Genomic DNA, 13,089 nt, shown 5'->3' with positions numbered 1-13,089 from the left:
TTGTCAGGAAAAGCCGCGATGTTCGAACGCCTGTTCACTCGTGTCGCCAACAAGGTTGCCTATGCCTCAGGCACGCCGCTGTCGTTCGTGATGTGCTGCCTCATCATCGTGGCTTGGGCGGTGTCCGGTCCGGTGTTCGGCTTTTCCGACACCTGGCAGCTGGTCATCAACACCGGCACGACGATCATCACATTCCTGATGGTGTTCCTGATCCAAAATACGCAGAACCGCGATGGCGCGGCGATGCAGGCGAAGCTCGACGAGCTCATCCGCGTCGGCAGGGCACAGAACCATTTCATCGGCATCGAGCACCTGACCGAGACCGAGGTCGAGGAAATCAGGCGCAAATGCGAGGAAGCAGCCAAGCGGCACGACGCGAAAGCGGGTGCGAAAGCGTGACTGCGGCGCCGTCCAGCCTCTGGAAGGTTGACGCTGGGCGGCGAGGGGAACAAGATCGGTGCGGGTAGGGTGTTGTGTGGCGTGACTGATTGGTTGGACATCCTGAAAGAGCAGGCCAGGACCGGCGCGGAGATGGCGCGCGAGGTGCCCACGACGCTGGCCAACCCCGACATCAGTCGCGACCAGGTGAAGAAGCTGTTTGCCGCGCTCGAGCAGCAGGCCGAATTCGTCGAAAGGCTGCGGCAGGTGCTCGAGGCCAATGATTTCGAGCCCGAGGTGCTGGTTGCCGCCGAAAAGCTGGAAGACCGCTATGCCGAACTGGCGGCCTCCGCGGCCGAGCGGCTGAAAGCCATGCGCAGCGGCACGGCGACTCGCCAGCAATAGCAAAGCTTCTGCCGACAGTTGGGTGCGTCCGACGCGGGCGAGCTGGCGTTGCTCAGGCCGGCGGAGTTCCGACGTGGATGGCTTTCCTGACTTCGGCACGGAAATCGGGCGTGTCGTGCTCGCCATGAACGGTGACGGCGTGCTGGACGGCGGCATTGACCAGTTCGTCCTCGTTGTCCGCGGCAATCGCCACCGTGCACTTCATTTCGCTCGGGAATTCACGGCAATCGATATACTGGCGCATCGTCTTCGCCTCCCTATGATTAAAAATTAGCACTTGCTAATTTTATGCCTGTGGCGAGAGGGCGGCAACCGATATGTGGCTGCGCTCACCAAGCGTTTGGTGACCTGGAACGACAAGATGCTCAGGAGTTTTGCGGCGAACCCGGCGCGAGCAGTGACCTTGCATCCTGGGCGGAAGCGTCGATGAAGCACTTTATGCGGGGTTTACGCCCCGTTGCGGCTATTTCGCCGCCGATAGTTTTCTTGTCTCCTCCATTCCGGAAGCGATACGCCTCGTCTGCTATATTCAATCGTAAACTCAGACATTCCCGTACTGTTCATCCAATATGTAAACTCAACAGAGTTTCGGTTTATGTCTTTGTCATAAAATTCGCAAAATGTTTCCAGGAAATACTGCTCGAATTCATCTCTGTCAAAATTAAACCACTCGCCCCCTATCCAGTAATCTGACAACGCTATGTGGAGAATTCTTTCTAGATGGATACATTCCCAGAACGGCTTGACACCGACAACTTGGATATCGGGTATCCACGTACGCGCTGTCCTGAAACGGGAGTTGAAATCTGTAGTCGTTCCAATCTTCAGGCGGCTACCGCTCTTTAGAACGTAGAGCCAACCAGGATCGCTAGTATGCACATCGAAATTGCGGACCCAAGGTTCTGGTTGAAAATCCGTTATTTTCATCACACCGGGTTCACGAACCCGTCCAGCACCTTCTTCTGGCCGGCCTTGTCGAAGTCGATGGTGAGCTTGTTGCCGTCGATGGCCGAGATGTTGCCGTTGCCGAACTTCTGGTGGAAGACGCGGTCGCCGACCTTGAAGCGCGAGGGCTCGGTCGCGACCGACTTGGCGATCAGCTCGCCCTCGATGGTGCGGCCTTTCACCGAGCCGCGGCCGGCGCCGAAGCCGGAATCGGTCTCGCCATAGCCGATACGTTCGACCGAGTGGCCGGAGCGCGATCCCCAGTTGCGGTCGGTGGCCTCGGTGCGGTTCTGCTGAGCGCGCTGCCAGCCCGGTGTGGCATAGGTGTTGGAGAAGGACTTCTGGCCGACGTCGTCGAAGCGCGAGGCGCCATAGGGATTGCGGCTGCCGCCGCCGTAACCGCCATAGGAATTGCCGGCGTCCGCCACCTCGACATGCGCCTCGGGCAACTCGTCGAGAAAGCGCGAGGGGATCGTCGATTGCCACAGCCCGTGTATGCGGCGGTTGGAGACGAACCACAGATGCAGGTTCTTCTTGGCGCGGGTCAGGCCGACATAAGCGAGGCGGCGTTCTTCCTCGAGGCCGGAGCGGCCGCCTTCGTCGAGTGCGCGCTGGTGCGGGAACAGGCCTTCCTCCCAGCCGGGCAGGAACACGGTCTCGAATTCGAGGCCCTTCGCCGAGTGCAGCGTCATGATCGAGACGGCATCGAGCTGTTCGTCCTGCTCGGCGTCCATGACGAGCGCGACATGCTCGAGGAAAGATCGCAGCGACTCGTATTCCTCCATCGAGCGGATCAGCTCCTTGAGGTTTTCGAGCCGGCCCGGCGCCTCGGCCGAACGATCGTTCTTCCACATGTCGGTGTAGCCGCTCTCTTCGAGAATGATCTCGGCGAGTTCCGTGTGGGGCGTGTTGTCGAGCGCCTTCTGCCAGCGCTCGAAATTGGCCGCGACCTCGCGCAGCGCGGCGCGCGGCTTGGGCTTGAGCTCGTCGCTTTCGGCCAACTGGGAGGCTGCCTGGAGCATCGGCACGCCAAGAGCGCGGGCGGTGTCGTGGACCTGGCGGATGGCGGCTTCGCCGAGGCCGCGCTTGGGCACGTTGACGATGCGCTCGAAGGCGAGGTCGTCGGCGCCCTGGGCAACGACGCGGAAATAGGCCATGGCGTCGCGGATTTCCTGGCGCTCGTAGAAGCGCGGGCCGCCGATGACGCGGTAGTTGAGGCCGAGCGTGACGAAGCGGTCTTCGAACTCGCGCATCTGGAACGAGGCGCGAACGAGGATCGCCATGTCGTTGAGATTGTGCTTCTGGCGCTGCAACTGCTCGATGGTCTCGCCGACGGCGCGGGCCTCCTCCTCAGAATCCCAGGCGGCGTGGACGTTGACCTTGGCGTCGTCGGGGTCGGCCTGCTCGGTGAACAGGGTCTTGCCGAGACGGCCCTCATTGTGGGCTATGAGATGGGCGGCGGCACCGAGGATGTGCGCGGTCGAGCGGTAGTTGCGCTCAAGCCGGATGACCACGGCGCCCGGGAAATCCTTGTCGAAGCGCAGGATGTTGTCGACCTCGGCGCCGCGCCAGCCATAGATCGACTGGTCGTCGTCGCCGACGCAGCAGACATTCTTCTGGCCGGGGGCGCCGGTTTCCTGCGCCAGGAGCCGCAGCCACATGTATTGCGCGGTGTTGGTGTCCTGGTACTCGTCGACGAGGATGTATTTGAAGCGCTTGTGGTATTCCTTGAGCACATCCGGATAGGCACGGAAGATGCGGATCGGGTGGCACAAGAGGTCGCCGAAGTCGCAGGCATTCAAGGTCTGCAACCGGTCCTGATAAGCCTTGTAAAGCTCGCGGCCCTTGCCGTTGGCGAAGGCGCGGGCATCGCCCTCGGGGATTTCGGCCGGGCCAAGGCCCTTGTTCTTCCAGCCGTCGATCATCATCGCGAACTGGCGCGCCGGCCAGCGCTTGTCGTCGAGGCCCTCGGCCTGGATCAGCTGCTTGATCAGGCGGATGACGTCGTCGGTGTCCAAAATGGTGAAGTCGGAGCGCAGGCCGGCCAGTTCGGCATGGCGGCGCAGCATCTTGACGCCGATGGAGTGGAAGGTGCCGAGCCAGGGCATGCCTTCGACCGCCTCGCCGACGAGATGGCCGATGCGCTGCTTCATCTCGCGCGCCGCCTTGTTGGTGAAGGTGACGGCCAAAACCTGGCTGGGCCAGGCGCGGCCCTGGCTGAGGATATGGGCGATGCGGGTGGTGAGCACGCGCGTCTTGCCGGTGCCGGCGCCGGCGAGCACGAGGACCGGGCCTTCGGTGGTCTCGACGGCCTGGCGCTGCTCGGGGTTCAGGCCCTTGAGGTAGTCCGGCGCATGCGACGCCTGGCGGGCGGCCATGGCGCGCGCGGCAATGCCGCCCGGCGCAGAGGCACCAGCGGTCCGGGGCGGCATTCCGCCGGGCTCGTCGAAAAACGGCATGTCGTCCGGAAAGTCTGACATTTGCCCCGAATGTAGTGATTCGGGGCGGAAAGGCCAGAAGTGTCTCTGTTTTGTTCTCGTTTAGCCGGGGAAAGTGGCACCCTTGACCGGGATGCCGGGGCGTGGCTAGGTAACCGCACGGCTGGATGTGGCCGGCAGTCCGCGCCCGCAGGGGTATGGCGAATACATCCAAGCGCTTCCTTAACCCGGTCTAATGGACGGTGAGGGCATCGGCAATGCGGGCACTGATGGACAGGCTCACCGGAACCCTGGGATCGGAAGATCATGCGAACCTATCGTGATGCGAAGGCGATGGCGAAGGCCATGCGCGAGGCGCTTGGCGCCAAGAACCTCGATGTCAGCCACAGCGAGGCGCTCGAAATCGTCGCCCGGCAGTTCGGCGTCGACAACTGGAACATCCTGTCGAGCAAGCTGGACAAGGGGGAAGAGCCTTCCGCAGGCTCATTATCCTTCACCCAGCCGGTGCCGATCTTTCGCATCTTCGACGAAGACAAGGCGCGGGGCTTCTACGAGGGGTTCCTCGACTGCACGGTCGACTGGGAGCATCGTTTCCATCCCGGCGCGCCGCTCTACTGCCAGGTGTCGCGCGGCGGTTTGAAGCTGCATCTGTCGGAGCATTCGGGCGACGCCAGTCCAGGTGCCACGGCGGTCTGCTACATGAAAGGCGTGGAAGCCTTCCAGAAGGGGCTGATCGCCAAGGACTACAAATACAACCGGCCGGGCCTGCAGCATCAGGACTGGGGGCTGGAGTGCGAGGTGATCGACCCGTTCGGCAACCGCATCCGCTTCATGGAAGGCGAGGACTGACCGACGTCCCGTGCGCGCTCGCGCCCGATGGCGCGGGCGCCGTTCACGCAACAGTGACACCAACTACATTTGCATACGCTAAACTCGCCGCCCGATGTCGAAGACAGGGAGTGAGCCATGACCAGACCTGCCATCACCCAGGCGATGATCGACGCCTATGACGAATACACCCACCTGACGCTCGACCGGCGCAATTTCATGGAGACGCTGACCAAGCTGACCGGATCGGCCGCGGCGGCGGCGGTGATCGCGCCGATGCTCGTGGCCAGCCAGGCGCAGGCGGCCATCGTTGCCGACGACGACGCGCGGCTCAAGGCCGAGGATGTCGCCTATCCCGGCGGTGCCGGCGAGATGAAGGGCTATCTCGTCCAGCCGGCCGATCGTGCCGGCAAGCTGCCGGCGGTCATCGTCATCCACGAAAACCGGGGCCTCAACCCGCATATCCGCGACGTAGCGCGGCGCATCGCGCTCGAAGGCTTCGTCGCGCTGGCGCCCGACTATCTGTCGCCGCTCGGCGGCACGCCACCGGACGAGGAGAAGGCGCGCGAGATGTTCGGCCAGTTGGACGCTGCGCAGACCGTGGCCAACGGCATCGCGACGGTGGCGTTCCTGAAGGGCCATGAGAGCGGCAACGGCAAGGTCGGCGCGGTCGGCTTCTGCTGGGGCGGCGGCACCGTCAACCTGCTCGCCGTCAATTCGCCGGATCTCGGCGCCGGCGTCGCCTATTACGGCGCGCAGCCCAAGGACGAGGCGGCAGTCGCCAACATCAAGGCGGCCCTGCTGCTGCACTATGCCGGCATGGACGAACGCATCAACGCCGGTATCGACGCCTACAAGGCGGCGCTGGAAAAAGGCGGCAAGGATTTCCAGGTCTACGTCTATGACGGCGCCCAGCACGCCTTCAACAACGACACGTCCGAAGCGCGCTACAACAAGGAGGCAGCGGACCTGGCCTGGGGCCGGACGATTGCCTTCTTCAGGGAAAAACTGGCCTGATCCGTCTGGTGGCAGGCGCGCCGACCGTTCGCGCGCCTGGCCGTACGAAGCTCAGGCCACGCCGCGCTTGGAGCGGGCCTGGCGTAGGATGACGCGCCAGCGCAACATCTCGATCGGGATCGGCCCGTTGTTGTTGGCGATCTCGAAGATTTCGTTGTTGATGTTGCGGAGCGAACGCCAGAAGTCGTAGTCGCTGATGCGCGGGTCGCAGGCGAGCTTGTTGGCTGTCGCTTCGATGTCTGGTTGCATGCCTTGCCTCAAGCCGTCCGGTGCCCGCCGCGACTCAATTTCGCTGTGTGGGATTGTCGGGGTGAGGGTGCGGCCGATCAACGAACCGCAGGCTGTGATGCAGGTTATGAACAGGTAAGGTTAACCGCCTGTGGCCCTTCAGCCACTATGCCGGCTTGCGCCTGATGCCGATCGAGCGGCCGGCGCGCTCGGGCATGGGCAGTGCGGCATGGGCGGCGCCCATTTCCTGCAGGCTCGCCATGATGTCTTCGGGGAAGGGCGCGACCTTCGGACCGGTCATGTCGACATGCAAAGCGAGATATTCCGAGGTCGCCGCCAGCCAGCCGTCGACGTGGCGCAGTTCCTGGTAGACGCGCAGGCGTTTGTCGTCATGGTCAAGCAACTGGAAGCTCGCGGTGACGCGGTGTTCGAGATGCAGTTCCCGGACATAACAGACGTGAACTTCCGCCGTGTAGATGGTGAGCTTCCTGTCGCGGACGTAAGCAGCCCCCATGCCGAGCAGATCGAGCGCCTCGTCGCTGCAGCGGTCGAACAGGACGTTGTAGTAGGCCATGTTGAGGTGACCGTTATAGTCGATCCAGTCTTTCTCGATCTCCATGACGCGCGACACGAACGGAGCTGGCATGGCTTGATCCTTTGGTCTTTGGTTGCGCTGGACAAACCGGACGGGGTGGCAGATTACCCGAGCATAAGGTGCCGGCAAGGCGCCAGGCTGTTCCAATCGCGGAGGAAAACATGGCTCTGAGCGACCTGAAGGCGATGGCGCGGAACGAGGCGGGGATCGCCACGACGCTCGGCATCCTCAAGCAGAAATTCGGCGAGCGCTTCCAGACCAGCCAGGCGATCCGCGAACAGCATGGCCACACCACCACCTACCTGCCCAACCAGGCGCCCGATGGCGTGGTGTTCGCCGAAAGCACGGCGGACGTGCAGGGGGTGGTACGGGCTTGCGCGGCGCATCGCGTGCCGGTCATCGCCTTCGGCACGGGCACGTCGCTGGAAGGCCATGTCAACGCGCCGGCCGGCGGCATCTCGGTCGACACCTCGCGCATGGACAAGATCGTCACCGTCAATGCCGACGATCTCGACTGCACGGTCGAGGCCGGGGTGACGCGCGAGGCACTGAACACCTACCTGCGCGACACCGGTCTGTTCTTTCCGATCGATCCCGGAGCGAATGCCAGCCTCGGCGGCATGGCGGCGACGCGCGCTTCGGGTACCAATGCGGTGCGCTACGGCACCATGCGCGAGAACGTGCTGTCGCTGCGCGCCGTCATGGCCGACGGCAGCGAGGTCACGACCTCGCACCGGGCCAGGAAAAGCTCGGCCGGCTACGACCTGACGCGGCTGCTTGTCGGGTCGGAGGGAACGCTCGGCATCATCACCGAAGTGACGCTCAAGCTGCAGGGCATCCCACAGGCGATTTCGGGCGGCGTCTGTCCGTTTCCGAGCGTCGAGGCGGCGTGCCAGGCGGTGATCACGACCATCCAGATGGGCATCCCGGTGGCGCGCATCGAACTGGTCAACGCGCTGCAGATGCGGGCGATGAAGATCTACTCCAAGCTCGACTATCCCGAGAGCCCGTGCCTGTTCCTCGAGTTCCACGGCTCGGATGCCGGCGTGGCGGAGCAGGCTGAAAGCTTTGGCGAGATCGCCGCCGAATATGGCGGCGGGCCGTTCCTGTGGACCACGGTGACCGAGGAGCGGGCCAAGCTGTGGAAGGCGCGGCATGACGCTTACTGGGCGTCGCAAACCCTGCGCCCCGGTGCGCGCGCGCTGTCGACCGACGCCTGCGTGCCGATTTCGCGGCTGGCCGAATGCATCGCCGAGACCGAAGCCGACATCGAGCGGCTGGGCCTGATCGCCCCGATCGTCGGTCATGTCGGCGACGGCAATTTCCACACGCTGGTGCTGATGGACCCGAACGATCCGGCAGACATCGGCCGGGCCGAGGAATTCGTGAAGCGGCTGGCCGAGCGGGCGATATCCATGGACGGCACCTCGACCGGCGAACACGGCATCGGCCAGGGCAAGATGGGACTGATGGAGCGCGAGCACGGCCATGGCGTGGCGGTGATGCGGGCCATCAAGCAGGCGCTCGATCCGAACAACATCATGAATCCCGGCAAGATCCTGCCGGCAGGATAGGACGGGCGTTGACCCGACCGCGCCGGCTTGCTAGTGCGGCCCAGTCCAACCAGGAAACTTATGCGCAGAGACTTCCATCGCTGAAGCGTCGGCCCCGAGCCGATGGTGGCTGAAAGGCCAACGGGTGCTTGCGCCTTCTCTGAAATGCATATCCAAGGACAAATCCATGACACACGCTCACGGCGCGACGATCCGCGCCTATTCCGCAACCGACCGCGACCGCCTGGCAGATATCTGGCTCGAGGCATCGCGTGTCGGCCATCCATTCCTGGGCGAGGCAAGACTGCTCGATCAGCAGGCCAACGTTCGGGAGGATTATCTGCCGCAAGCCGAAAATTGGGTGATCGAGCTCGATGGCCGGACGGTGGGCTTCATCGGCCTGCTCGACAACGACTTCATCGGCGGCCTGTTCATCGATCCGGCGTGCCATGGCCGTGGTCTCGGCAAGGCATTGGTCCTGCACGCCGCCAGGCTGAAGGGAGCGCTCGACGTCGAGGTCTATGCCGACAACGGGCCTGCGCTGGTATTCTATCGCCGCCTGGGCTTCGCCGAAACGCAGCGCCATGACCAGGACGAGGAGGAGCGGCCGCTGCAAGTGGTTCGCATGCGCCGACCGGCGTAGGGTCCAGCCGTCGCTTTTTGCGGGACAGGCTACGCCGCGGCGTTGACGCGCCGCGGCGTACAGCCCAACATGTCACCAAATGACCATGCTCCTGCGCTAGACGCCTGGGACGCCTGAAAAGATTTGCCCCGAGGCAATGCTCGCTCGCCTGTTCGTAATATTCGGTGGACTGTTCGTACTGGCGCTGCTCGCGGCTCTGGTGGGACCGTATTTTATCGACTGGTCCGGCTACAAGGCCGACTTCGAGCGCGAGGCGGGCACCATCCTCGGCCGCAAGGTGGCCGTGCAGGGCGACGTGCGCGCGCGAATCCTGCCGTTTCCCTCGGTGACGTTTTCCGATGTGACAGTCGGGGGCGGGGCCGACGGCGAAGACGCGATGACCGTCGAGACGTTCTCGATGGATGCCGAACTGGCGCCGCTGCTGCGCGGTGAGTTCCTGATCTACGACATGCGGCTCGTGCGGCCCAAGGCAACGATCGATGTCGCTGCCGATGGCGCCGTCGACTGGGCGATGCGGCCATCGGCGCCTTTCGATGCCAGGCAGATCTCCATCGAGAAGCTGACCGTCACCGAAGGGCAGGTGAGGGTGCGGCATGCGACGAGCGGGCGCGACCAGCTTCTGTCGGAAATCAACACCGAGGTTTCGGCCAAGTCGCTGGCCGGCCCGTGGCGGATGGACGGCTCGCTGCGCGTCAATGGCATGAAGACGCAGCTGTCGGCCTCGACCGGCTCGGTCAACCCGAGCGGCCAGATGCGGCTCAGGTTGCGGGCGACGCCCGAACGCCGGGGTTTCGTGCTGGAAAGCGACGGCAATGCCAGCATGGACAAGGGACGCGGGCTCTATGCCGGCAATTTCAGCGTCATCGAGGCCCAAGCCGAGCCGCCGGCCGCCAAGGGCGACAAGCCCAAGGCGCAAAGCAAGGCGGAGGGTCCAGGGTTCAGGCTGAAGGGCAAGTTCGCGCTCGACCACGCTAAGCTCGGGGTTGAGGAGTTCCGCTTCGAAAGCGGGCCGCTCGACAATCCCTATACCGCCGACGGCACGGCCGAGATCGACCTTGGATCCTCGCCGCATTTCTCCATTGCCGCCAACGGTGCGCAGGTGCGCTTCGACGAGGCGGTGGGCGGAGAAGCGACAGGCGCAGGGTTTTCGATCACACAGCGCCTGACGGCGCTGGAGAATGTGCTGGTCGACCTGCCGCGTCCGACGATACCGGGCACCGTCGACGTCGACCTGCCGGCGATCGTCGCCGGAGACACGACGGTCCGCGACGTCAAGCTGTCCGCAGAGCCGGGCGAGGGAGGCTGGAAGCTGAATTCGGTGGCAGCGACGCTGCCCGGCCGCACCCGGCTCGAGGCCGACGGCTTCCTGAAAACCGAAGATAGCCTGGGCTTCGATGGTCAGTTGCTGCTGGCGGTCGGACAGCCCTCGGGTTTTGCCGCCTGGGTGGCGAAGGATGTCGACGAGGCGGTGCGCCGGCTGCCTGCCGCCGGGTTCAAGGCCAAGGTGGCGCTGACGCGCGAACAGCAGAAACTGGACGACATCGAACTGATCCTGGGCAAGGCCAAGTTCACCGGCGAACTGGACAGCCTGCAGCCGGGCGACGCACGGGCCTCGGTGACGATGAAGCTCGATGGTGGCGAACTCGACCTCGAAGGCCTGCGCGCCTTCGCTTCGCTGTTCGTGACCGACCAGGGGGCCAATCGCTTTGCCGACAGCGATCTCGATCTGGCGGTGAAGGCCGGACCGGTAAGTTTTGGCGGCCTGAGCGCCGACAGCCTGGACACCGCGCTGCGCCTGCGCGAGGGCGTGCTGGAGATCGACAAGCTGTCGCTAGGCGGCCTGGCCGGCGCATCGCTGAGCGCTACCGGCCGGATCAGGGATTTTCCCGCCACGCCGACCGGCAACCTCGATGCTTCGGTGGTGGCGGTCGATCTCGCACCGCTGGTTGCGCTTGCTGCCGCGCAGTCGCCCGACAACAGGCTGCTTGCGGGGCTTGCCGAACGCGCCGCGGCCTATCCGGGGCTGCTTGCCGATGCCCGGATCGATTTCGTGGCAAGTGCTGTGGAAAACGGCAACGGTTCGACCGGCGTCGCCCTGAGCGCGCAGGGCAAGGCTGGCGGCTCCGACCTGGTGGCGACCCTTTCCGCGCCTGCCTTTGACGGCTCGATGCAAGCATCGCAAGTCACGCTCAATTTTTCTGCCCGCAACGAGGACGCGACCAGCCTGATGGCGCTTGCCGGCCTGCCGGCGCTGCCGCTTGGGGTGATCGGAGCGGGTGAAATGGACGTGGCAGCAAAGGGCGCGGCCCAGAGCGGCCTCGAGGTCACTGCAAGCCTGAAGGGCGACGACGCGGCCGCGGGTTTTGCCGGAACGGTTGCGCTGCGCGACGAGGGCGCGAGCCTGAAGGGCAGGGCGACGTTGCGCGCCGCCGACATCGAGCCGTGGCTGATGACGGCAGGGGTGGCCTTGCCGGGCATGGGCACGGGCAAGGCGGTCGATCTTGCCGCGGACGCAAGTTATGCCGGCGGGCCGTTGCTGCTCGACAGGCTGGACGGAACCGTGAACGAAGGGGCCATGGTCGGCAACCTCAGGGCGGAACTGGTCGGGGGCGTGCCGCATCTCGGCGGTTCGCTGACGCTCGACGAACTCGACCTCGCGCCCTTTGCCGAGATGATGCTGGGCGCCAGGGCGCTGGAGAGCGGCGACGGCGCCTGGCCGGCAGTGCCGTTCGAGCAGAAGCCGGTGGCGCCGTTCACCGCCGATCTTGAAATCATTGCGGGTACGCTTGCCGCCGAACCGCTGGCGACTGCCAATGATGCGGTGCTGGCGCTGAAGCTCGACGGCCAGTCGCTCAGGCTCGCAAATCTCAGGGCGAAGCTGTTCGGCGGCGCGCTTGAAGGGCTGGTCGAACTCAAGAACAATGACGGCACCGCCCTGCTGACCAGCCAGCTGAAACTCGGCTCCGCCGACATTGCCCAGGTTCCCGGTGCGGGTTCGCTGGGCGGCAAGGGCGATTTTTCGGCGACCTTCTCCGGCAGCGGCAAGTCGGTCGAGGGATTGGTCGCGTCCTTGTCGGGCTCCGGCACCGCCGACGTCGACGGGCTGACAGTGCCAGGCTTGAACCCGGATGCGTTCGCTCCGCTGATCGTCAAGGCCGATGCGCTGGGCCGTGACATCAACGGGGCGCGGGTTGCCGAGTTCGCCCCCGAGATCGCCGGCGACGGCAGCTTCGCTGCGACAAAGGCCGAGGTCGCTTTCACCATTGCCGGCGGCATCCTGCGGGCACCACCGCTGACGCTGAAGAATCCGTCAGCCACCTTGACGGCGGAGCTACGTGCCGATCTCAACGACGGGGTCGTTGCCGCGGATGGCAACATCACCTACGCGCCGGGCAAGGAGGCGTTGGTGGGTTCGGAGCCGGTGCTTGGCTTCCGCATAGAAGGCCCGCCGGAGGCTACCGTGTTGCTGTTCGACAGCGAACCGATGGCCCAGTTCCTGACTCAGCGCGCGCTGGAAAAGGAGCAGGCCCGCGTCGAGGCGATGCAGGCGGTGTTGTTGGAAAAGCAGCGGCTGCGGCGCGAGGTGCGTTATTTCGCCGGGCTTCAGGCCGAGCGCGAACGGATCGCCGAAGAGGCGCGGCTGGCCGAGGAAGCCCGCATCCGCGCCGAGGAAGAAGCCAAGGCGAGAGCCGAGGAAGCGCGGCTCAAGGCGGAGGAGGAAGCCCGCGCCGCGAAGGCTGCTGCCGATGCACAGGCCGAAGCCGCCCGGCAAAAGGCGCTCGAGGATGCAGGGAAGGCGCGCCGGGATGCCGAGGAAAAGGCGCATCTGGAGGCCGAGCAGAAGGCAAGGCAGGAGGCGGAGGCAGAAAGGCCGAAGCCGGCCGCCGACATCGAGCGCGCGCCGCTGCCTGGGGTGCGGCCGATGGGCGTGCCTGGCGAGACGACCCCCGAAGAGCCAGCGGCGGCTCCCACGGACACTCCCGTGAAAAAACTCGAGCCGCTCAGCCTGGACGATTTCTTCAAGTCGCTGCAGAGCCAGTAGACGAGAACCGGCTCGCG

The 13,089-nt window shown here is 64.7% G+C and carries 11 protein-coding genes; 7 read left to right on the top strand and 4 right to left on the bottom strand.

Translation table 11 applies throughout. The features are described 5' to 3' along the window. The first annotated feature begins 18 nt into the window (after positions 1–18). Together ASC75_RS01470 and ASC75_RS01465 are read left to right on the top strand one after the other, a co-directional pair. On the top strand, positions 19–399 hold the full coding sequence (locus ASC75_RS01470; protein ID WP_055969648.1) for a low affinity iron permease family protein: 381 nt from the start codon (positions 19–21) through the stop codon (positions 397–399). Positions 400–480: 81 nt separating this feature from the next. Then, on the top strand, positions 481–783 hold the full coding sequence (locus tag ASC75_RS01465) for a hypothetical protein (protein WP_055969646.1): 303 nt from the start codon (positions 481–483) through the stop codon (positions 781–783). A 52-nt stretch (positions 784–835) separates the two neighbouring features. Here ASC75_RS01465 and ASC75_RS01460 read toward each other — a convergent pair whose 3' ends face one another. Both ASC75_RS01460 and ASC75_RS01455 read right to left on the bottom strand, forming a co-directional pair. Beyond that, positions 836–1,027 (bottom strand): DUF1059 domain-containing protein, encoded by a 192-nt coding sequence (locus ASC75_RS01460; RefSeq protein ID WP_055969645.1) that lies wholly within the window; start codon positions 1,025–1,027, stop codon positions 836–838. Positions 1,028–1,709: 682 nt separating this feature from the next. Beyond that, positions 1,710–4,208 (bottom strand): UvrD-helicase domain-containing protein, encoded by a 2,499-nt coding sequence (locus ASC75_RS01455; protein ID WP_055969642.1) that lies wholly within the window; start codon positions 4,206–4,208, stop codon positions 1,710–1,712. A 264-nt stretch (positions 4,209–4,472) separates the two neighbouring features. Here ASC75_RS01455 and ASC75_RS01450 point away from each other — a divergent pair, with 264 nt between their 5' ends. Both ASC75_RS01450 and ASC75_RS01445 read left to right on the top strand, forming a co-directional pair. Continuing rightward, positions 4,473–5,015 carry a glyoxalase superfamily protein gene (locus ASC75_RS01450; RefSeq protein WP_055969639.1) on the top strand — a complete coding sequence of 181 codons (543 nt, stop codon included), beginning with the start codon at positions 4,473–4,475 and terminating at the stop codon, positions 5,013–5,015. Between the two features lie 117 nt (positions 5,016–5,132). Next, on the top strand, positions 5,133–6,011 hold the full coding sequence (locus ASC75_RS01445) for a dienelactone hydrolase family protein (protein WP_055969636.1): 879 nt from the start codon (positions 5,133–5,135) through the stop codon (positions 6,009–6,011). Between the two features lie 51 nt (positions 6,012–6,062). Here ASC75_RS01445 and ASC75_RS01440 read toward each other — a convergent pair whose 3' ends face one another. Together ASC75_RS01440 and ASC75_RS01435 are read right to left on the bottom strand one after the other, a co-directional pair. Further along, a complete protein-coding gene (locus tag ASC75_RS01440) occupies positions 6,063–6,260 on the bottom strand; it encodes a hypothetical protein (RefSeq protein ID WP_055970609.1) in 198 nt (65 codons plus the stop codon). Between the two features lie 145 nt (positions 6,261–6,405). Then, positions 6,406–6,885 (bottom strand): thioesterase family protein, encoded by a 480-nt coding sequence (locus tag ASC75_RS01435; protein ID WP_055969632.1) that lies wholly within the window; start codon positions 6,883–6,885, stop codon positions 6,406–6,408. Positions 6,886–6,995: 110 nt separating this feature from the next. Here ASC75_RS01435 and ASC75_RS01430 point away from each other — a divergent pair, with 110 nt between their 5' ends. The 3 genes from ASC75_RS01430 (at position 6,996) to ASC75_RS01420 (ending at position 13,072) form a co-directional block, all read left to right on the top strand. Continuing rightward, positions 6,996–8,408: an FAD-linked oxidase C-terminal domain-containing protein gene (locus tag ASC75_RS01430; RefSeq protein ID WP_055969629.1), complete on the top strand. Its 1,413-nt coding sequence runs from the start codon at positions 6,996–6,998 to the stop codon at positions 8,406–8,408. A 166-nt stretch (positions 8,409–8,574) separates the two neighbouring features. Then, positions 8,575–9,030 carry a GNAT family N-acetyltransferase gene (locus ASC75_RS01425; RefSeq protein ID WP_055969627.1) on the top strand — a complete coding sequence of 152 codons (456 nt, stop codon included), beginning with the start codon at positions 8,575–8,577 and terminating at the stop codon, positions 9,028–9,030. Positions 9,031–9,166: 136 nt separating this feature from the next. Then, complete coding sequence (locus tag ASC75_RS01420) at positions 9,167–13,072, top strand: AsmA family protein (RefSeq protein WP_055969623.1); 3,906 nt, start codon at positions 9,167–9,169, stop codon at positions 13,070–13,072. Positions 13,073–13,089 lie beyond the last annotated feature (17 nt).

Source organism: Aminobacter sp. DSM 101952 (genome assembly GCF_001424795.1).
In the GTDB taxonomy this organism is placed as follows: Bacteria; Pseudomonadota; Alphaproteobacteria; order Rhizobiales; family Rhizobiaceae; genus Aminobacter; species Aminobacter aganoensis.
Note: the sequence above shows the minus strand (reverse complement) of the source record. Positions and strands in the feature narration are given on the sequence as shown.